Annotated in this window: 17 protein-coding genes; 14 read left to right on the top strand and 3 right to left on the bottom strand. The window is 37.4% G+C overall.

Annotated elements, in window-relative coordinates; all coding sequences use genetic code 11:
• Positions 1-43: 43 nt before the first annotated feature.
• The gene (locus RNZ47_RS10340; protein ID WP_311939651.1) at positions 44-3,262 is read left to right on the top strand and encodes a WD40/YVTN/BNR-like repeat-containing protein; all 3,219 of its coding nucleotides are present in this window, start codon (positions 44-46) and stop codon (positions 3,260-3,262) included.
• A 2-nt stretch (positions 3,263-3,264) separates the two neighbouring features.
• Entirely contained in the window at positions 3,265-5,208 is a 1,944-nt protein-coding gene (locus tag RNZ47_RS10335; RefSeq protein ID WP_311939648.1) for a S9 family peptidase, read from the top strand.
• Between the two features lie 35 nt (positions 5,209-5,243).
• Here RNZ47_RS10335 and RNZ47_RS10330 read toward each other — a convergent pair whose 3' ends face one another.
• A complete protein-coding gene (locus RNZ47_RS10330) occupies positions 5,244-5,921 on the bottom strand; it encodes a Crp/Fnr family transcriptional regulator (protein WP_311939646.1) in 678 nt (225 codons plus the stop codon).
• A 106-nt stretch (positions 5,922-6,027) separates the two neighbouring features.
• Between RNZ47_RS10330 and RNZ47_RS10325 the strand changes: the two genes are divergently transcribed.
• From RNZ47_RS10325 to RNZ47_RS10290, 8 genes are all read left to right on the top strand, one after another.
• The gene (locus tag RNZ47_RS10325; protein ID WP_311939644.1) at positions 6,028-8,403 is read left to right on the top strand and encodes a heavy metal translocating P-type ATPase; all 2,376 of its coding nucleotides are present in this window, start codon (positions 6,028-6,030) and stop codon (positions 8,401-8,403) included.
• A gap of 200 nt (positions 8,404-8,603) precedes the next feature.
• Positions 8,604-8,792 carry a cbb3-type cytochrome oxidase assembly protein CcoS gene (gene ccoS, locus RNZ47_RS10320; RefSeq protein WP_311939642.1) on the top strand — a complete coding sequence of 63 codons (189 nt, stop codon included), beginning with the start codon at positions 8,604-8,606 and terminating at the stop codon, positions 8,790-8,792.
• A gap of 5 nt (positions 8,793-8,797) precedes the next feature.
• Positions 8,798-10,972 (top strand): cytochrome-c oxidase, cbb3-type subunit I, encoded by a 2,175-nt coding sequence (ccoN, locus tag RNZ47_RS10315; protein ID WP_311939641.1) that lies wholly within the window; start codon positions 8,798-8,800, stop codon positions 10,970-10,972.
• Between the two features lie 5 nt (positions 10,973-10,977).
• Entirely contained in the window at positions 10,978-11,163 is a 186-nt protein-coding gene (locus RNZ47_RS10310) for a CcoQ/FixQ family Cbb3-type cytochrome c oxidase assembly chaperone (RefSeq protein ID WP_311939638.1), read from the top strand.
• Complete coding sequence (locus RNZ47_RS10305; RefSeq protein ID WP_311939637.1) at positions 11,160-12,044, top strand: cbb3-type cytochrome c oxidase N-terminal domain-containing protein; 885 nt, start codon at positions 11,160-11,162, stop codon at positions 12,042-12,044. Before RNZ47_RS10310 ends, RNZ47_RS10305 begins: the two co-directional genes overlap by 4 nt.
• A 97-nt stretch (positions 12,045-12,141) precedes the next feature.
• Positions 12,142-13,566 carry a cytochrome c oxidase accessory protein CcoG gene (gene ccoG, locus RNZ47_RS10300; protein WP_311939635.1) on the top strand — a complete coding sequence of 475 codons (1,425 nt, stop codon included), beginning with the start codon at positions 12,142-12,144 and terminating at the stop codon, positions 13,564-13,566.
• Between the two features lie 102 nt (positions 13,567-13,668).
• Entirely contained in the window at positions 13,669-14,115 is a 447-nt protein-coding gene (locus RNZ47_RS10295; RefSeq protein WP_311939633.1) for a FixH family protein, read from the top strand.
• An 11-nt stretch (positions 14,116-14,126) separates the two neighbouring features.
• Positions 14,127-14,828, top strand: coding sequence for a sulfite exporter TauE/SafE family protein (locus RNZ47_RS10290; protein WP_311939632.1), 702 nt, complete (start codon positions 14,127-14,129; stop codon positions 14,826-14,828).
• Between the two features lie 287 nt (positions 14,829-15,115).
• On the opposite strand, the gene RNZ47_RS10285 is transcribed toward RNZ47_RS10290, so the two are convergent.
• Both RNZ47_RS10285 and hemN read right to left on the bottom strand, forming a co-directional pair.
• Positions 15,116-15,949: a universal stress protein gene (locus tag RNZ47_RS10285; RefSeq protein WP_311939630.1), complete on the bottom strand. Its 834-nt coding sequence runs from the start codon at positions 15,947-15,949 to the stop codon at positions 15,116-15,118.
• A gap of 83 nt (positions 15,950-16,032) precedes the next feature.
• Positions 16,033-17,397 (bottom strand): oxygen-independent coproporphyrinogen III oxidase, encoded by a 1,365-nt coding sequence (gene hemN / locus RNZ47_RS10280; protein ID WP_311939628.1) that lies wholly within the window; start codon positions 17,395-17,397, stop codon positions 16,033-16,035.
• Between the two features lie 126 nt (positions 17,398-17,523).
• On the opposite strand from hemN, the gene RNZ47_RS10275 reads away from it, so the two are divergent.
• The 4 genes from RNZ47_RS10275 to RNZ47_RS10260 are packed head-to-tail and all read left to right on the top strand — an operon-like array spanning position 17,524 to position 20,255.
• Complete coding sequence (locus tag RNZ47_RS10275) at positions 17,524-18,090, top strand: superoxide dismutase family protein (protein ID WP_311939626.1); 567 nt, start codon at positions 17,524-17,526, stop codon at positions 18,088-18,090.
• Between the two features lie 45 nt (positions 18,091-18,135).
• A complete protein-coding gene (locus RNZ47_RS10270; protein ID WP_311939624.1) occupies positions 18,136-18,666 on the top strand; it encodes an RNA polymerase sigma factor in 531 nt (176 codons plus the stop codon).
• Position 18,667: 1 nt separating this feature from the next.
• Positions 18,668-19,468: an anti-sigma factor gene (locus RNZ47_RS10265; protein ID WP_311939622.1), complete on the top strand. Its 801-nt coding sequence runs from the start codon at positions 18,668-18,670 to the stop codon at positions 19,466-19,468.
• 31 nt (positions 19,469-19,499) lie between these two features.
• Positions 19,500-20,255 carry a DJ-1/PfpI family protein gene (locus RNZ47_RS10260; RefSeq protein WP_311939620.1) on the top strand — a complete coding sequence of 252 codons (756 nt, stop codon included), beginning with the start codon at positions 19,500-19,502 and terminating at the stop codon, positions 20,253-20,255.
• The last annotated feature ends 222 nt before the right edge of the window (positions 20,256-20,477 follow it).

The raw sequence follows: 20,477 nt of genomic DNA, 5'->3' as shown, positions 1-20,477 counted from the left end.
TTTTCTTAACTTTAAAACTTCAATTAACTAACTTAACTATATTATGAAAAAACTCATAACTGTAGTGATGCTATTGTGCGTTACTATTTTTACTGCCCAAGAATTCTCCATGGATTTGGTTAAAAACATGGCACCAAGAAACATTGGTCCTGGTGGCATGTCCGGTCGTGTTACCGCCATTGATGTGGTTCACAAAAACCCAGACATCATGTATGTTGGTACCGCTTCTGGCGGTCTTTGGAAATCAACTTCCGGCGGCATTACTTGGAATCCAATTTTTGATAACGAAGTAACGGCTTCCATTGGGGCTGTGGCCATTCAACAATCCAATCCGAGTGTAATTTGGGTGGGAACCGGTGAGGGAAACCCGCGAAATAGCCTAAACGGCGGTTATGGCATTTATCGTTCGCTCGATGCCGGCAAATCTTGGACCTCTATGGGTTTAGAGAATACGCGCCATATTCATCGCGTTATTATCGACCCCACAAACCCGAATACGGTTTATGTTGCCGCAATTGGCTCGCCGTGGGGCGAACATCCCGAACGCGGTGTTTTTAAAACTACCGATGGCGGCGAAACTTGGAATAAAATCCTTTTTACAAACAACAAAACCGGTGCTGCAGATTTGGTAATGGATCCTACAAATCCCAATAAATTGATTGCAGCCCTTTGGGAACACAAACGCGACCCTTGGTTTTTTAATTCGGGTGGCGAAGGTTCTGGCTTGCACATGACGCATGATGGCGGAAAAACTTGGAAAAAAATCACAGACGAAGACGGTTTGCCCAAAGGAAACTTAGGACGTATGGGCATTGCCATAGCCGCAAACAAACCCCATATCGTTTACGCTTTGGTTGAAGCCAAAAAAAATGCGCTTTACAAAAGTGAAGATGGCGGTTTTAAATGGAAAAAAATAAACGATAAAGACGATATTGGCGATCGTCCGTTTTACTATTCTGAAATTTATGTCGACCCGCAAAACGAAAATCGTGTGTATTCCATTTACACATACGTTAATGTTTCAGAAGATGGCGGCAAGAACTTCACGCAGCTCATGCCTGCTTACAATGTTGATAATGGCGTGCATCCAGACCATCACGCGTGGTGGATTCATCCTAAAAACGGTAATTTTATGATTGATGGGAATGATGGCGGACTTAACATTACAAAGGATGGCGGTAAATCGTGGCGCTTCATTGGCAATTTGCCGGTCGCTCAATTTTACCATATTAATGTAGATAACGATATACCGTACAACGTTTACGGTGGCATGCAGGATAACGGTTCGTGGAGAGGGCCAGCTTATGTGTGGAAAGCGCAAGGTATTCGCAACAGCTATTGGCAAGAAATTAGTTTTGGCGATGGTTTTGATGTGGTGCCGGATAAAGAAGATTCACGGTTTGGCTGGTCGATGTACCAGCAAGGAAATGTTATTAGATACGATTGGCAAACAGGCAATAATTACGTTGTAAAACCAACGCATCCCGATGCCGATGTAAAACTTCGATTTAATTGGAATGCGGCCATAAATATAGACCCTTTTGATAATAACACCTTATACTTCGGGAGTCAATTTGTTCACAAATCAACGGATAAAGGGTTAACGTGGAAACTCATTTCAGACGATTTAACCACCAACGACCCTGAAAAACTAAAACAGAGTGAAAGTGGCGGATTGACCATGGATGCCACCGGTGCCGAAAACCACTGTACCATTTTAGTGATTGAACCATCGCCTATTGAAAAAGATATGCTTTGGATTGGTACAGATGATGGTCGTGTACACATTACCCAAAATGGCGGACAAAGCTATACCGAAGTCACCAAAAACATAAAAGGTTTGCCCGCAGGAAGTTGGATTCCGCAAATAAAAGCTTCAAACAAAAACAAAGGCGAAGCGCTTTTAATCGCTAATGATTACAGGCGTTTTAATTACACACCTTATGCTTACCGCACCAAAGATTACGGTAAAACATGGTCGCGTATTGTTGATGCCAACGATGTTAAAAGTTATACACTATCGATTGTTGAAGATATTGAAGAACCCAACCTCATGTTTTTAGGAACCGATGATGGTTTATACCTATCACTTAATGCCGGAGAAACATGGACAAAATGGACCGAAGGTTTCCCGACCGTTTCGGTAAAAGATTTGGTAATCCATCCACGCGAACACGATTTAATTATAGGCACGTTTGGTCGTGCTGCTTGGGTTTTGGATGATATTCGCCCGTTGCGATCCATGGCAAAAAACAAACAAGTTTTAACTAAAAAGTTAGAACTTTTCTCGCCACCTATCGCCTATCAAGCTGCTTATCAACAACCCACGGGAAGCCGATTTGGTGCCGATGCGCTCTATCATGGGAAAAACAGAAATAGCGGTGCTCAAATGTCATATTATGTAACCGTTGATGACAAAGAAGGGTCTGATAAAAAAGATGAAGATGACGACTCCTCTGAAAATGATTTAACTGAAAATGATGAAAAAGACGAAACTAAAGTGAAATGGGACTCGTTAACCATGAAAATTTACAATGGCGATCGTTTAATCCGGACTTTAAAACAAAAAGCACCGAAAGAAACCGGTATTCATAAATGGACTTGGAATATGGATGAAAAAGGTCCGGACAGACCGTCGAGAACCATTAGAAAAGGTAATAACGAAAATGGTGGTGTAGACGTAAAACCAGGTGTTTACAAAATTGTGATGCGGTTTGGAGATCAAATTTCAGAGGAAATGATTACTGTAAAAAGCGATCCGCGCCTAAACATAACCCAAAGCAGTATCGACGAAATTTACAAGGCTTCCAAATCTGTTGAAAGTCTGTCGCAACTTATGGCAGATGCCGTTAAGCAATTGGTTGAAAGCAAAAATGTTTCAAAAAAATATCAATCGGAACTTAAAAAACTAGATAAAGAAACATATAAAGATGAAATAAAAGCTTCAAACGACATCATAAAAAAAATAGATGATTTAATTGCCTTATATTTAGGGAAAGAAGATAAACGCCAAGGTATTACGCGCAATCCAGAAGTTAACATTAATCAGCGCATCCGATTGGCAAATGGCTATGTGAGGTCGAGGCAAAATGGGCTAACCTCAACCGAAAATACCTTAATCGAACATGCCAAAAACGCTTTAAAAGAGGGTCTGGATAAAACCAATGCCTTTTTTAATGACGATTGGAAAACCTATAAAGAATCAATGGAAATCATTAACTTATCACCATTTAAAACCACTAAATCATTTAAATTAAATTAGTTATGAATAAATTACTAAGCCTAATCCTTTTAGTTTTATTTGTTGGCTGTAAAAAAGACAATGAAACAAAAGAAGTTGCTTTAAATTTAAAGCAATACACCATAGAACAGTTTATGGATAACGAAGCTGTTGGCGGTGGGAGTTTTTCTCTGGACAATTCAAAATTACTCGTTTCCAGCAATCGGTCTGGTATTTACAACATGTACACCGTACCTACAACCGGTGGTGAGTTTACACCCATTACAGCATCGGATTCTTCATCCGTTTTTGCCATTTCATATTTCCCAAATGATGAGCGCATGCTTTACAGAGCCGATGGCAATGGCGATGAAATTTACCATATTTATATGCGCGATACCGATGGAACCATTACGGAACTTACACCCGACGAAGGCGCAAGGGCTTTATTTTACGGATGGGCACACGACGGTAAAAGTTTTGCTTACGGCTCTAACAAAAGAGATAAACGCTTTATGGATGTTTACGAAATGGATATTGGCAACATGACTTCAAAAATAATTTATCAAAATGATGAAGGCTATAATCTCAATGCCATTTCAAGCGACAAAAATTTATTCGCGTTAAGCAAAACGATAAATACCAACGATAGCGATATTTTTATTTTTAACAGAACCGACCAATCGCTAAAGAAAATAAACGAAAACCAAAGTTCAAATGCCGTACAGGATTTCACTTTAGATAATGAAACGCTTTATTACACAACCGACGATGGCTCGGAGTTTTCGTATGTCATGAAATACAATATCACTACCGGTGAAAAAGAAAAAGTATTGGAAAAATCTTGGGATATTAACGGCATCTATTTTACGCATAACGAAAAATATATGGTGAGCTTTATAAACGAAGATGCCAAAAATACCATAGAAATAAAGGAAATGTCAACCGGTAAAAACCTAGAACTTCCCGATTTTAAAAACGGTAGCATTACCAGCGTCGGTTTTTCCAGAGACGAAACCATGATGCGCATGTATGTTGGCGGTTCAAACAGTCCGTCAAATTTATTTACCTATAATCTTGAAACCAAAAAACTGCATCAAATCACCGATGTCCTTAACAAAGACATTGATGCCAACCATCTGGTAACAGCCAAAGTGATAAGATATAAGTCTTTTGATGGTGTAGAAATTCCGGCTATTTATTATTTACCGCACCAAGCATCGGCAGACCATAAGGTTCCCGCTTTGGTTTTGGTTCATGGAGGTCCGGGTGGCCAAAGCAGACAAAATTTCAGCTCATTAACGCAATATTTGGTCAATCATGGTTATGCTGTACTTGCCGTAAACAACCGCGGAAGCAGTGGTTATGGAAAAACTTTTTTTCAAATGGACGATTTAAACCATGGTGAAAAAGATTTACAAGATTGTGTTGAAGGTAAAAATTGGCTAGCCGCCCAACCGGAAATTGATGCCAGCAAAATTGGCATTATGGGAGGTTCGTACGGTGGTTATATGACGATGGCTGCATTAACCTACACTCCAGATGAGTTTGCCGTGGGTGTTAATATATATGGTGTAACAAACTGGTTGCGCACGCTTAAAAGTATTCCGCCGTGGTGGGAATCGTTTAAAGATGCGCTTTATAAAGAATTGGGAAATCCGCATACAGCAGATTCCATCAGATTACATAGAATTTCGCCTTTATTCCACACCGATAAAGTAACCAAACCATTAATTGTGCTACAAGGCGCAAAAGACCCGAGGGTTTTACAAGTAGAATCTGACGAGATTGTTGAAGGTGTTCGTAAAAACGGCGTACCCGTAGAATATGTTTTATTTGAAGATGAGGGCCACGGTTTTGTTAAAAAAGAAAATCAGATTGAAGCTTACAGCAGAATCCTTAAGTTTTTAGATACGTATCTTAAGAAAGAAAACGAGCCTATTGATGGCGAAATACCTTCAAAAGAAATTGAAGCAGAAACAAACTAAAACAAAAACGCTCTGAAAATTTTCAGAGCGTTTTTTTATTCTACGCGTTTTAACGCTTCAATATCCTCGATTTTTATTTGTTTGCCTACAGTGGATATCAAACCTTCTTTTTTAAATTGAGAGAGTACCCGAATGGCAGATTCGGTAGCTGTACCAACAATGTTGGCAAAATCTTCTCTGGAAAGCAAAACGCTTAACGAGCCATCGGGGTTGGTGCCAAAACTATCGTGAATATAAATTAAGGCTTCGGCCAATCGTTCTCTCACAGATTTTTGAGCCATATTAACGATAACGTCATCCGCTTCTTTTAAATCACTCGCCATTTCTTTTAACACTTCAAACGAAAATTTCGAGTTGTTCTTTAAATCGTTGATGATTTCGCTTTTCGGAATAAAACAAACTTCCATATCGTTTAAGGCCACAGCCTGCAAATTAGAGCTTTCATCAGATATAAGCGATCGTTGTCCCAACAATTGTCCTTTAACAACCATTTTTACAATTTGGTCTTTTCCGTTGGCACTTAGTTTAGATAGTTTACAAATACCATCCTTCACACAGTACACGCCATTTAGCATTTCTCCTTCTTCAAAAATCACTTCTCCTTTTTTAATAAACATAGACGTTTTACAACCCGAAATTCGCATTAACTCATCGGTTGTCAATGCTTTAAGAGAATTAAACTGCTTAATAATACATTGCTCGCACTTACTCATATCAAATAATTAAATGATTAGCAAAAATAACCAAAACATGACAAATATCATATTAAATTTCTCATTAACTTTACAGTTTTGCAAAAGGTATAAATGAGCAAATATAATGGGCAAAAACACATGTTTTCATTGTGGTTTAGAGGCGACTTTTACTGAAATTAAATATGATGACAAATCGTTTTGCTGTAATGGATGTAAAACTGTTTACGAAATTTTCTCTGCAAACGATTTAACGTGCTATTACGATTTACAACAAGCGCCAGGAACCACGCCAAAAGATGTTGAGGGCAAATACAACTTTTTAGAAAACCCTAAAATTATCGAGCAATTGCTGGAGTTTAATGATGGGGAAACGCAGGTTGTTAACTTGTACGTTCCCAACATTCATTGCAGTTCGTGTATTTGGATTCTCGAAAACTTGAACAAATTAAATGCCTCCGTAAGCGCTTCCATGGTCAATTTTGGAGAAAAATCCGTTAGGATCACTTACAATTCCACCACCTTCAAATTAAAAAACCTCGTTACATTACTTAGCAGTATTGGTTACGAACCTTATATAAGTTTAGACGATTACAGCGTAGGCAAAAAAGAAATAGATCGATCGCTTATTTACAAATTAGGTATTGCCGGTTTTGCTTTTGGGAACGTCATGTTTTTGTCGTTTCCGGAGTATTTTGAGGTGGGCGAATTTTGGTTGGAACAATACAAATACCTTTTTAGGTGGCTCATGTTTGCCTTCTCGTTGCCCGTTATTTTTTACTCGTCACAAGATTATTTTATTTCGGCATATAAAGGATTACGCGCAAATATTTTAAATATTGATGTGCCCATTGCGCTTGGGGCATCGGTATTGTTTATAAGAAGTTCCGCTGAAATCATCCTCGATATCGGCTCTGGTTTTTTTGATAGTTTAACCGGATTTATTTTCTTTATGTTATTGGGTAAGTTTTTTCAGCAAAAAACCTATTCGTTCTTATCTTTTGAGCGCGATTACAAATCGTATTTCCCTATCGGGATTACAATAATAACACCGGAAGGTGATGAAGAATCTACCCAAGTATACGATATTAAAAAAGGCGACCGCCTACTTATTAGAAACGAAGAGCTAATTCCGGTAGATTGCATTTTAATTAAAGGAAACGCCCGTATAGATTATAGTTTTGTTACTGGCGAATCTAAAACCGTGGCGAAACAATCTGGCGATAAGCTATTTGCGGGTGGCAAACAACTTAATGGCACTATTGAGGTTGATGTTTTAAAATCGGTAGAGCAAAGTTACCTTACTCAACTTTGGAGCAACGATGTTTTTAAAACCGATAAAGCATTGGCTTTTACAGACATTACAAACCGCATTAGCAAACGTTTTACAATCACTATTTTATTAATTGCTTTGGTAGCCACCTCGTATTGGTTGGTTATAGATTCCAGCAAAGCGTTAAACGTTTTTACATCGGTTTTAATCATTGCTTGCCCCTGCGCCATCGCACTATCTGCACCTTTTACTTTTGGGAATATTTTACGTATTCTGGGGAAGAAAAAATTCTATCTGAAAAATGCCAGTGTGATAGAGCAGTTGGCAAAAATAAATACCATCATTTTTGATAAAACAGGCACCATAACGGCAAATAAGGAAACAAGAATAAATTATGAAGGTGAAACACTTTCAGCCTCGGAAGAATCCCTTTTAAAAAGCACGTTGCGAGGTTCCAACCACCCATTAAGCCGCTCGTTGTACAATCTTTTAAGCGAACACAATATTGTATCGTTGGATACTTTTGAAGAGCACCTAGGCCAAGGCATTCAAGCCCAGTACAAACAGGAACACATTAAAGTAGGCTCTGCGCCTTTTGTGGGCCACACCACAGATGCAACAACCTTAAACACCACGGTACACGTTAGCACAAATAACCAATACAAAGGGAAGTTTACATTTTATAATGCCTACAGAAAAGGCTTATCGCAATTATTCAACACCCTAAAAAAGGATTACGATTTGGTTATTCTTTCTGGCGATAATGCGGGCGAAAAAGATAATTTAACAAAATTGCTGCCAACAAAAACCAAGTTGTTGTTTAACCAAAAACCGGAAGATAAATTAGAATACATAAAATACCATCAAACCGAAGGCGCGAAAGTGTTGATGATTGGCGACGGATTAAACGATGCCGGCGCACTGGCACAAAGTGATGTTGGTATAGCCATTTCAGAAAATGTCAACGTGTTTTCACCGGCTTGCGATGCCATTTTAGATGCTTCAAAATTCAATCAATTATTCAATTACATAAAGGTTTCAAAATCTGCTATAAAGATCATCAAGTGGAGCTTTGCGCTATCGTTTATTTACAATATCATTGGGCTTTATTTTGCAACCACAGGGCAATTGGCCCCTGTAGTGGCAGCCATATTAATGCCTTTAAGCTCTATAAGCATTGTGGTATTTACAACCATTGCAACAAATATTTTAGGCAGAAAATTAGAATAGAAAATATGTAAACCCTATTCTTTTGTATTTATGATAAAAAGAATTATTTTTAGAAAAAATAGTAGTTTTTTTACATAAAGGATAAAAATACCATCAATGTAAAAAAGGGTAAACATTAAAAAGAATGACTTAAACATGACAAAAGTCATGTTTTCGAAAAAGGCATAAAACTATTTTTGTTCCGTAACTTCAAATTAGGTATGAGTGTTATATATATTTTATTGAGTATTAGCATAGTTGTTGCTATCGTGTTTTTTTTGGCATTTATTTATGCGGTTAAAAAAGGACAATTTGATGACAGCTACACACCTTCCGTTCGCATGCTTTTTGAAGATGAGCTTGTAAAAAATCAACCAAAACCAACGTTAAAAACTAAAAAGACCAATTAATTATTATGGAAGTACAACAGTTTCATTACGATAACAGAATCGTTAAAAATTTCCTATATGCCACCATGCTCTGGGGTGTTGTGGGGATGTTAGTAGGTTTACTGCTGGCATTTATGTTTTTATTCCCTAATCTAACCGACGGTATTTCGTGGTTAAGTTTTGGTCGTTTAAGACCTTTGCACACCAATGCTGTTATTTTTGCCTTTGTGGGCAATGCTATTTTTGCTGGTGTTTATTATTCGTCACAGCGTTTGCTTAAAGCACGAATGTTTAGCGATGCCTTAAGTAAAATTAACTTTTGGGGCTGGCAACTTATTATTGTTGGCGCTGCAATTACACTACCTTTAGGCTATACTTCATCAAAAGAATATGCCGAACTGGAATGGCCTTTTGATATTGCCATTGCTGTAATTTGGGTGGTTTTTGGTTGGAATTTAATTGGTACCATTCTTAAAAGAAGACAACGCCATTTATACGTTGCTATTTGGTTTTATATTGCCACTTTTGTAACCGTTGCGGTGCTTCATATTTTTAATAGTTTAGCAGTACCTGTGAGTGCCATGAAAAGCTACTCGGTGTACGCCGGTGTACAAGATGCCTTAGTACAATGGTGGTACGGACATAATGCCGTGGCATTTTTCTTAACCACACCGTTTTTAGGATTGATGTATTATTTTGTTCCTAAAGCGGCAAACAGACCGGTATATTCTTATAGATTATCAATCATTCACTTTTGGTCTTTAATCTTTATTTATATCTGGGCTGGACCACATCACCTTTTATACACAGCCCTACCAGAATGGGCTCAAAACTTGGGCGTTGCATTTTCAGTCATGCTATTAATGCCATCTTGGGGTGGTATGATAAACGGATTGCTAACCTTACGCGGTGCATGGGATAAAGTACGAACCGACCCCGTTTTAAAATTTATGGTGGTAGCAATTACCGGTTATGGTATGGCAACTTTTGAAGGGCCTATGTTATCACTTAAAAACGTAAATGCCATTGGCCACTTTACCGATTGGATTATCGCCCACGTACACGTTGGTGCCTTAGCTTGGAATGGATTCTTGACCTTTGGAATGATTTATTACTTGGTACCAAGATTGTTTAAAACCAAATTATATTCCATAGGATTGGCAAATTTACATTTCTGGATTGGCACTTTAGGAATCATCATGTACGCCCTTCCGCTATATGTTGCAGGGTTTACCCAAGCGAGTATGTGGAAACAATTTAATCCTGATGGCACATTAACCTACGGAAACTTTTTAGAAACCGTTACCGAAATAATGCCTATGTATTGGATGCGTGCCATTGGTGGAACCTTGTTTTTAACAGGGATGCTAATCCTAATATACAACGTTATTGCAACCGTTGTAAATGGTAGCAAAGTAGAAGACGAATTGGCTGAAGCTCCTGCTTTACAAAACGTATCAAAACACCGTACTGCGGGCGAAGGCTGGCACACCTGGTTAGAGCGTAAACCTATAAAATTAACTATTGGCGCGACCATTGCCATTTTAATTGGAGGTATAGTTCAAATTGTGCCAACCATTATGGTAGAATCCAACATACCAACAATAAGCAGCGTACAACCATACACACCCTTGGAATTAGAAGGACGCGACATTTACATCCGCGAAGGCTGTGTGGGCTGTCATTCACAAATGATTCGACCTTTTAGAAGTGAAGTAGAGCGCTACGGCGAATACTCAAAAGCCGGGGAATATGTGTACGATCATCCGTTCCTTTGGGGCAGTAAACGTACAGGACCGGATTTACACCGCATAGGCGCAAAGTACTCTGATAACTGGCACTTAAACCACATGTACGACCCACAAAGCACATCATCGGGTTCTATAATGCCAGCGTACCAATGGTTGGTTAGAAATGAACTTGACAAATCGAACACCGAAACAAAAATGAAAGCCATGGTCACTTTAGGCGTGCCTTATACAGATGAAGATATAGACAACGCACAACAGGCTATGTTGGAGCAAGGCACTCAAATTGAGAATAACCTATATACGGACCCCGATTTTGCTGAAACTTACGAAGCCGATAAAGCAGCAGGTGGCGAAGATTTTGTAGAAATGCGAAATCGCGAAATTGTAGCCCTTATCGCCTATTTACAACGCTTAGGAACCGATATTAAAGTAGAAACCGCTCAAAACTAAACACCATGCTAAAATTTGTAAAAAACCATATGGAAAGTATTACAGGTATAGAAATATACCCAATCATTTCCTTACTTATATTTTTCATCTTTTTTGTAGCTCTGTTTTGGTGGGTATTTACTGCTAAAAAAGACTACATAAACAAAGTAAGTAACTTACCATTAGATAACCAAAACCAAACTGAACTATGAGAAATTTAATACCATCTTGGGTAAGAGTACCTGTTGTATTTTTTATCATCTTCGGACTTGTTGAATATTTTGTTGATTCTGCAGATCAACCAGCATTTATAGAGCAGCCCATCGTATTGTTGTTTTTATTGTTAATACTATTTGTGCTTATCGCCATGGAGGCTATTGTGGCATCTGTCGATAATATTTTATATCAGAGTTTAGATGAAGAAGCTAAAGCTAGATATGATGCCAAAAGAAGTAAAGCACCGGAATTTAAGTGGATAAAAAACACGTATAAAAAATTATTGGGGCAAAAACCAGTTGAAGAAGAGCACGAAATTATTTTAGACCACAATTATGATGGCATAAAGGAATTGGACAACAATCTTCCACCGTGGTGGCTTTGGGGCTTTTACGCCTCCATTGTTTTTGCCGCTGTTTACTTATTAAGGTACCATGTTTTTAGCGGCCCTAATCAATATCAAGAATTGGAAGCTAAAATAGCACAGGCAAAAATAGATATTGAAGAGTATAAAAAAACAGCTAAGGATTTAGTTGATTTTAATACCGTTGAACTATTAACCGATGCATCCGATTTAAAAGCGGGACAAGCCATTTACGACCTTAACTGTGTGGCCTGCCATAAAGCCGATGGCGGTGGCGGTATTGGCCCAAACCTTGCCGACGAGCATTGGATATTAGGGGGCGGTATTAAAAACGTGTTTAAAACCGTATCGGAAGGTGGTCGTGCCGGAAAAGGCATGATTGCTTGGAAACAAAGTTTAAAACCTGCCGAAATTGCCCAAGTATCAAGTTATGTGCTGCAATTTCAAGGTACAACACCCGCAGAACCAAAAGCAGCCGAAGGCGATATTTGGGTTCCCGACGATAACGAATAAACCATATGCTTGCTAATTTAGCCATTTGAATAGAAAAGACAGACCTGTTAATCCGAAACGTTGGGACTAACAGGTCTGACAAAATAAAAACAACACTTTGGAAACTCCAGAAAACGAATCATTTAGAGATAGCATCGGTACCCTTACCGATGAAGGGAAGCGTGCTTGGGTATATCCAAAAAAACCAAGCGGTAGGTATTACGAAAAGCGCAAAATAGTCAGCTATGTTTTGCTGGCTTTTTTGTTTGCCGCACCGTTTATAAAAATTAACGGCAACCAGTTCTTAATGTTCAATATTTTAGAGCGCCGTTACAATATTTTTGGTTTTCCGTTTTGGCCTCAGGATTTTTATTTATTCGTTATTTCCATGCTAATTGGCGTTATTTTCATCGCGCTTTTTACTGTTGGTTTCGGACGAATTTTTTGTGGCTGGATTTGTCCGCAAACCATTTTTATGGAAATGGTTTTCCGTCGGATTGAATATTGGATTGAAGGCGACCGAAACAAACAACGCAAACTAGACAGACAAAAGTGGGATGCCGAAAAAACAAGAAAACGTGTTTTTAAATGGTCCATATTTTTGATCATTTCGTTTTTAATTGCCAATATATTTTTAGCCTATTTAATAGGCAGCGATAAACTAATAAAATATATCACTGCTGGACCTTTCGAGCATTTAGGTACGTTGTTTCCGCTTATTATTTTTACGGCAGTATTCTATTTCGTGTTTGCTTGGTTTAGGGAGCAGGTGTGTATTATTGCTTGTCCTTACGGCCGATTACAGGGTGTTTTGCTTGATAACAAATCAATCGTTGTTGCCTACGACCACAAACGAGGTGAAGGTGAAAAAGGCAGAAAAAAGTACAGAAAAAACGAAGATCGTGAGGCCCTAGGCCATGGCGATTGTATCGATTGTTTTCAATGCGTGCACGTTTGCCCAACGGGCATTGATATAAGAAACGGTACGCAACTAGAATGTGTAAACTGTACTGCCTGTATTGACGAGTGCGACCATATTATGGAAAGCATCAACCTCCCAAAAGGTTTAATTAGATATGCCAGTGAAAATGAAATAGAGAAAAAAGAAAAGTTCAAGCTTACCGCCAGAATGAAAGGCTACATAGCCGTACTCACTATTTTAACGGGGCTTTTAATAGGCATGCTTTTATTACGTAACGATGTTGAAGCACGGGTTTTACGATTACCAGGACAATTGTACGAACATAAAGAAGGCAACATTATCAGTAACGTTTTCACTTATAAATTGGTTAACAAAACCTCCAGGGAAATTGAAAACATAAGCTTTAAACTCAGAAAATATAAAGGTGACATTATTTTGGTTTCAGCTAATAGTAATTTTGTTGTACCAGAGCAAGGGTTGGCCGAAGGGACACTGTTTATTGAAATTGACAAAAGTGAGTTGGTAGGCGATAAGAACAAATTAACCATTGATGTGTACAGTGGCGAAGATTTAATTGAAACCACAACGGTAAACTTTTTAGCACCACGGAGTTATAATTAAAAAGAAGTTAATAGTGTTCGGTCTTCAGTAGGCAGTCCACTCATCTGAAAAAAAAAATAAAGTTTAATAAAAAAGATTCCTGCTTTCGCAGGAAGTAAGATTATGAAATTTAATTGGGGAACAGGAATTGTATTGGCGTTTATAGGTTTTATAAGCTTTATCATGTACTTTATTATTACCATGAATACAGACAGTAAGTACGACCACGACTTGGTTACCGAAGATTATTACAAACAAGAATTACAAGTTCAAAATGATATTGAAAAACAAAAAAACGCTAATGCTTTAGAAACGAATATAAAATGGAAGAAAACCGATAAAGGCATTGTTTTAACATTTCCAGAAACCTTAAAAGCTGAAAATATAACAGGAAAAGTGTTCCTATATAGACCATCTAATAAACAATTTGACTTTGAAACTGCTATTTCACTGTCAAACCACAATTTGCTCATACCTGACAAGCGTTTATTGGATGGTCGTTGGAACATTATAGTTGATTGGCAATATAGCGGAAAATCGTATCTCTACAAAAAAGAAATTGTGTATTAAACTTTAAAACCATGCTTTGGTCTGCGCTTATTTTAGGTCTTTTAGGAAGTTTTCATTGCATTGGTATGTGCGGTCCTATTGCATTTATGCTACCTGTAGACCGCAGTAATTCGGCTAAAAAAGTAATACAAATTTCGGTTTATCATTTTGGCAGATTATTGACTTATAGCCTCATCGGACTCGTTTTTGGTTTGGTTGGCAAAAGCCTATACATTTTTGGGTTACAACAACAATTGTCTATCGTTATAGGTGTTTTAATGATTGTTGTGGTTTTGATTCCTGTACAATCCTTTAATAAGTATAATTTCTCGAAACCTATTTATAAAATTATTTCCAAAGTAAAATCCGCTTTAGGAAAAGCCTTAAAAAAGAAAACGGCCGACACCTTTTTAACCATTGGTTTTTTAAACGGATTTTTACCTTGCGGATTGGTGTATATGGCTGTTTTTGCATCTATAACAACAGCAAATGCTTTGCAAGGTAGTTTGTATATGATGCTGTTTGGTTTGGGCACAATTCCGCTGATGACTTCGGCTATTTACTTAGGGAAATTTTTAAACACCACCATTAAACAACGCATACAAAAAGCCATTCCTGTGTTTGTTGTGGTAATTGGTTTGTTGTTTATTGTTCGGGGTTTGGGCCTGGGTATTCCGTACCTCTCTCCCGCTCCAATTACCGAAATAGCTTCTGGTGATATAGAGTGCCATTAACAACTTGAAACCGATTAGTAATAATGGACATATCCTGCAAGGTTTTAAGATGCTATTTTAAATATTAATTGTGAATGTTTTAATTTGAAAACAAAAATTACACTTGGGTTAATTGCATTCAAATTCATAAAAAAAGAGGCGGACAAAAAAGTAATTTATAGTGTCATATTGAGCGCAGTCGAAATATCTTAGATAGCAGATACATAAGATTCTTCGACTGCGTTCAGAATGACAAACTACATTTTCTTATCTTTGCAGTCAGCCTCTTTTTCTTCTTAAATAAATAATTAAATCTTAAACGTAATTACCGGTAAGGTGGAATGGTTTGCTACATCTTCACCAACGCTACCTTGAAAGAAATGAGATAAGCCTTTCCTGCCATGTGTTGGAACAGCAACTAAGTCGGCCCCCATTTTCATTGAAAAGTTTAAAATTCCGTCTTCAACCGTGTAATCAGATACATAATGTACATCTTTCATACGGTCTAAATTTCTATCGGCTTTAGTGAAAAAGTTGACCACCTGACGTTCAATTTCCAATGAACTTTTAAATCTATCATTTGGTAAATTCACATATACCAAATACATTTTGGCACCCATTTTTTCAAATAATTTTGAAGCTTTTAAATAAGCGCTAATCGTTGCTTCCGAGAAATCGCAGGCAAAGGCCACGTCTTCAAAATTAACTTCATTCAAATCATTTTTAACAACCAAAACCGGTATATTGGCGTTGCGAACCACGCGCTCGGTATTCGAGCCAATAAACAATTCCTTTAAACCACTAACGCCGTGCGACCCCATAACAATAAGGTCTGCCCCGTGCTTTTCTGCCACATCATTAACTTCGCTAAAAACTTTAAAGTGCTTAATTATTGGAGTAACTTTTACATCTTTTAGATAGTCTTTATCCAAAAATTCATTGAATTTCTTTTCTGCTAATTTTAAAAAAAACAAAGCCTCTGGATGTATAGACTCGGGCGTGTTGGTAAGTATCGCATCAGACAACTCCAACATGTGCAGTGCATAAATTTTGGCATCGTTTTTCTTGGCTAATTTAGCTGCAGCTTTTAAGGCAAACTCTGAATGTTCAGAGAAATCTATAGGTACAATAATTTTTTTCATAAGGCTCTTATTTTAGGTTTCCGCTTTCGCGAAAATGAAAATTTATAATCTATACCTCCACATTATTGAGGCGTAATTTTCAATTAAACAGTCATTGAAAACAATTGTACATCGGGTTGTTTTCGTTGCAATAACACATCAAACGCCATGCAAATATTTCTAACAAATGGTTGGCCTGCTTTTGTAACCTCAATACTATTTCGGTTTATAATAAGCAGTCCGTCGGCTTCCATTTCTTTTAATTGTAAAAGTGTTTCCGGCAATTCTTTAAAATAAAGCTGATCTTGTGTCCATGTGGTTTTAAATTGACACATCAAATTAAGAATATGTTTTCTTATAATTAAATCTTCTTCGTTTAAAATATGCCCGCGGTAAACCGGTATTTTATTTTCTTTTAGTAACTCGTAATAATCTTCTATACGCTTTACGTTTTGAGCAAAACCATACCAACTATCACTAATTGAAGAGACACCCAATCCAACCATAGCCTGTGTTTTTGATGCCGTATACCCCATAAAATTCCTGTGCAAACTGCCGCTTTGCATCGATGTATAAAGGCTATCTGTGGTTAATGCGAAATGATCCATGCCTATTTCGTGGTAACCAACCTCGGCAAGCAATTCCTTGCCCATTTCGTATTGTTCGCGTTTTAATTCGGCCGATGGCAAATCGGTGTCTTTAAAACCGCGTTGCCCATTTCCTTTTATCCATGGTACATGTGCATAACTATAAAATGCCAACCTGTCTGGCAGCAATGCCTTGGTTTTTAATATGGTTTCATTTACGTGCTCTAAAGTTTGAAACGGCAACCCGAAAATAATATCGTGACCAACCGATGTGTATCCAATCTCTCGTGCCAAATCCGTTGCCCGTTTTACGTTTTCAAATGGTTGAATTCTATGAATGGCCTTTTGAACGGTTTCGTTGTAATCCTGCACACCATAACTTACACGCCTAAACCCAACATCGTAAAGGGCCTGCAAGTGCTCTCTTGTTGTATTATTGGGATGGCCTTCAAAACTAAACTCGTAATTTTCAGCCACTACGGCATCCTTTAAAATACCGTTAATTAACAATTTTAAATTATCCGGACTAAAAAAAGTTGGGGTGCCGCCACCTAGGTGCATCTCCTTAATTATTGGCTTTTCATCAAACAAGTCCAAATACAAATGCCATTCTTTTAAAACCGCTTTTATATAAGGCGACTCAACACTATGTTGTTTTGTAATGCGCTTGTTGCATCCACAAAAGGTGCACAAACTTTCGCAAAAAGGCAGATGAATATATAAACTTATACCTTCTTTGGAGTTGCTTTCTTTAAACGATGTTACCAAAGAAGATTTCCATTTTTCCAACGAAAACGTCTCATTATTCCAATACGGCACCGTTGGGTAACTTGTATACCGAGGGCCCGCAATATTGTATTTATTTACTAAATTGCTTAACATACCTAACTATTAATACAGCAAAATTACAACATCACTTAGCTATAAAATATGATATATGTCATGCAGAATATTTGCATTTCGTTAATTATTACTTAACTTTCGGATAAATTAAAACACGTAATAAAAATGAAAAAAATAAGCTTCCTTTTAATCGCTTTAACCCTAAGTATTTTCGCTTGTAAAAACGATAAAAAAAAGACTGAAAACATTGAAGAGACAGTTGAAGTAAAAGTGGAAACTCCAAAAAAACTCAAAATTGCCTTAAATGCAAAAAGCAACAGCAACGTTACGGGCAATGCCGTATTTAAAGAAGAAAACGGCACGGTAACGATGACTGCCATTATTGAAGGTTTAGAACCTGGGAGTCACGCCATCCACCTCCATGAAAAAGCCGATTGCACTTCGGATGATGGCACATCAGCTGGTGGACATTGGAATCCTACCGCGCAACCACATGGGAAATGGGGCGATGCGACGGGGTATCATAAAGGTGATATTGGTAATTTTATAGCAGACGAAAACGGCAACGGTACCATTACATTTTCTACAGACGAATGGTGTATTGGTTGCGAAGACGACAACAAAAACATTATTGGTAAATCTGTTATTGTACACGCTGGAGCAGACGATTTTACATCGCAACCATCGGGGGCAGCTGGTGCTAGAGTTAGTTGTGCGGGTATTATTGAGTAAGTAATATCTAGAAAACAACCACAACACAATCAGCAAACACCTTAAATGAATTTAGAAACCTTAGTAGCAAATTTTAAGCAAAAAGACGAAAAAGCTTTTGAAAGTCTTTACAATATGTATAGCCATAGCATGCATGGTGTTATCTTTAATATTGTTAGAGACCACGATATAGCGGAAGAGGTTATGCAAGATGTTTTTATAAAAGCATGGCATAAATCCGATAGTTATAATAGTGAAAAAGGCCGATTTTTTACTTGGATTTTAAACATAGCACGACATGCCGCTATTGATAAAACACGTTCTAAAAATTTTAAGAACTCAAAACAAAACCTCAACTCCGATTTTTTCGTAGATATACTTGAAACCAGCGATAATCTGGATAATAAAACAGATGCCATTGGTATAAAAAAGTTTGTAGATAAACTGGCTAAAAAATGTATAGAAGTTATCGAACTGCTATATTTTAAAGGCTATACACAAAGCGAAGCATCAGAAACCCTTAATATGCCCATTGGGACTATTAAAACCCGAAACAGGAATTGCATTAAGGAATTAAGAAGCATGGTTTTAAATTAATATGGATATTAACGCATACATAGAATCTGGAATTTTAGAGCTTTACGTAGCTGGCGCACTTTCTGAAAAAGAAAACAAGGACGTGCATGCGCTTATGCAACAACATCCTGAAATTTTACAAGAAGTTTTAAATATTGAAGCCGCCATTGTTAAGTTAACGGCTTCCGCTTCGCCAAGTGACACCAAGCATATTTTAGACCGTATTAAGCAAACTTTAGGCTTTGGTGGCAAAAATGATTCTAAAATAATCTCAATAGCTAAACCCAAATACAATTGGCTAACCTACACAGGTTGGGCGGCATCCATAATTTTGGCGGCTGGATTATTTTGGGCAATGAACCAAAATAAACAATTAAAATACGAGGTTCAAACAGCTAAAACACAGCAGTCTATTTTAGAAATGCAGATTGCCGATGCCAGAAACAATTTAGAAGAAGCCCATACTTTAATATCGGTTTTAAGGGATGAAAACATTACCGAAGTGCCCTTGGCCGGTCAGGGCGATTTTGCAAATACGTATGCCAAAGTGTATTGGGATAAAAACACACAGCGCATCTTTTTAGATGCCCAAGGTTTGCCCGACCCACCGGAAGGTAAAGTATACCAGGTTTGGTCTTTAAAGCTGAGTCCGCTTACACCAACAAGTTTAGGAACTATTGACAGTTTTACAACAGACGAAAACAAAATCTTTGAAATTGAAAACTTAAACGAAAGTGAAGCTTTTGGAATTACTTTAGAACCGGCCGGCGGAAGCGAAACACCAACTATGGAACAACTTTATACTTTGGGTGTGGTTGGTTAGCGGTAGCGCACTACATAAGAAAACTTGATAAATGAGAAAATTTGGATTCTTAATAACAATGATTTTCGCGACTATTCTGATTAGTTGTAATTCGGAGAAATCTAAAACAAATTCCGAAAGTGAAAATTTAAATTATTCTGAAAAAGAGCCGGACACGCTAACAAAGCATCTAAAACCATTCAAAGCTGAATTACCTACAATCGGACTTTTGATGTATAATGGGGTTTTACAAAGCGAAGTAATTGCGACATCTGATGTGTTCGCAAAACCGACCGAAGACGGAAAACAACTTTTCAATGTTATATCAATAGCTGAAACGAAAAATCTAATCACGACAGAAGAAGGAATGCGATTTGTTCCCGACTACTCATTTGAAGATTGCCCAAAATTAACAGCTTTATTCGTACCGAGTGCTTATGATATGTATGCTCAAGTTAACAATAAAAAAATTGTAGATTTTATAAAAGAGAAAAATAAAGAAACTAAATTTATTGTGAGCAATTGTGCAGGAGCTCAATTAATTGGTGCATCAGGAATTGCGGACGGAAAGAAAATCGTTACTTGGATTGGTGGAGGAAAACAATTGCAAAAGGATTACCCAAATTTAAGGGTCCAAAACGATAGTTTAGTAACTTTTGTAGAAGATGGAAAATTCAGTTCTTCAAACGGAAATTTGGCAAGTTATATTTCTGCATTGAATTTACTAGAAAAAATGACTAGCGCAGAACACAGAAAGTTTGTCGAAAGCTATTTATATCTTGACCGGCTTCAAAGCTGGAACCAATAAGCACTTTAGAAAATAACATGTATTTCTCACAGAGAATTAGTTGATTTAAAGATTTAAACCAATGTACAACCCTGACCATTTCTATTTTAAAAACTAAAATCCCCCAAAATTTACTTATTAATAATGTGAAATGTTTCCGTTAAAAGAAAGCGCCCAATTATATTTCTATAATCGGGCAACTTTCAACCAAACAATCAACCATCAAAAAAATCAAACACTTCA

Source organism: Hwangdonia seohaensis (assembly GCF_031932625.1).
GTDB lineage: Bacteria > Bacteroidota > Bacteroidia > Flavobacteriales > Flavobacteriaceae > Hwangdonia > Hwangdonia seohaensis.
This window is presented reverse-complemented; position numbering and strand designations above follow the sequence as displayed.

Excerpts from the sequence above, each read along its gene's own strand:
- RNZ47_RS10340 (WP_311939651.1), top strand. The coding sequence starts at position 44 with ATGAAAAAACTCATAACTGTAGTGATGCTATTGTGCGTTACTATTTTT.
- RNZ47_RS10335 (WP_311939648.1), top strand. The coding sequence starts at position 3,265 with ATGAATAAATTACTAAGCCTAATCCTTTTAGTTTTATTTGTTGGCTGT.
- RNZ47_RS10330 (WP_311939646.1), bottom strand. The coding sequence starts at position 5,921 with ATGAGTAAGTGCGAGCAATGTATTATTAAGCAGTTTAATTCTCTTAAA.
- RNZ47_RS10325 (WP_311939644.1), top strand. The coding sequence starts at position 6,028 with ATGGGCAAAAACACATGTTTTCATTGTGGTTTAGAGGCGACTTTTACT.
- ccoS (WP_311939642.1), top strand. The coding sequence starts at position 8,604 with ATGAGTGTTATATATATTTTATTGAGTATTAGCATAGTTGTTGCTATC.
- ccoN (WP_311939641.1), top strand. The coding sequence starts at position 8,798 with ATGGAAGTACAACAGTTTCATTACGATAACAGAATCGTTAAAAATTTC.
- RNZ47_RS10310 (WP_311939638.1), top strand. The coding sequence starts at position 10,978 with ATGCTAAAATTTGTAAAAAACCATATGGAAAGTATTACAGGTATAGAA.
- RNZ47_RS10305 (WP_311939637.1), top strand. The coding sequence starts at position 11,160 with ATGAGAAATTTAATACCATCTTGGGTAAGAGTACCTGTTGTATTTTTT.
- RNZ47_RS10295 (WP_311939633.1), top strand. The coding sequence starts at position 13,669 with ATGAAATTTAATTGGGGAACAGGAATTGTATTGGCGTTTATAGGTTTT.
- RNZ47_RS10290 (WP_311939632.1), top strand. The coding sequence starts at position 14,127 with ATGCTTTGGTCTGCGCTTATTTTAGGTCTTTTAGGAAGTTTTCATTGC.
- RNZ47_RS10285 (WP_311939630.1), bottom strand. The coding sequence starts at position 15,949 with ATGAAAAAAATTATTGTACCTATAGATTTCTCTGAACATTCAGAGTTT.
- hemN (WP_311939628.1), bottom strand. The coding sequence starts at position 17,397 with ATGTTAAGCAATTTAGTAAATAAATACAATATTGCGGGCCCTCGGTAT.
- RNZ47_RS10275 (WP_311939626.1), top strand. The coding sequence starts at position 17,524 with ATGAAAAAAATAAGCTTCCTTTTAATCGCTTTAACCCTAAGTATTTTC.
- RNZ47_RS10270 (WP_311939624.1), top strand. The coding sequence starts at position 18,136 with ATGAATTTAGAAACCTTAGTAGCAAATTTTAAGCAAAAAGACGAAAAA.
- RNZ47_RS10265 (WP_311939622.1), top strand. The coding sequence starts at position 18,668 with ATGGATATTAACGCATACATAGAATCTGGAATTTTAGAGCTTTACGTA.
- RNZ47_RS10260 (WP_311939620.1), top strand. The coding sequence starts at position 19,500 with ATGAGAAAATTTGGATTCTTAATAACAATGATTTTCGCGACTATTCTG.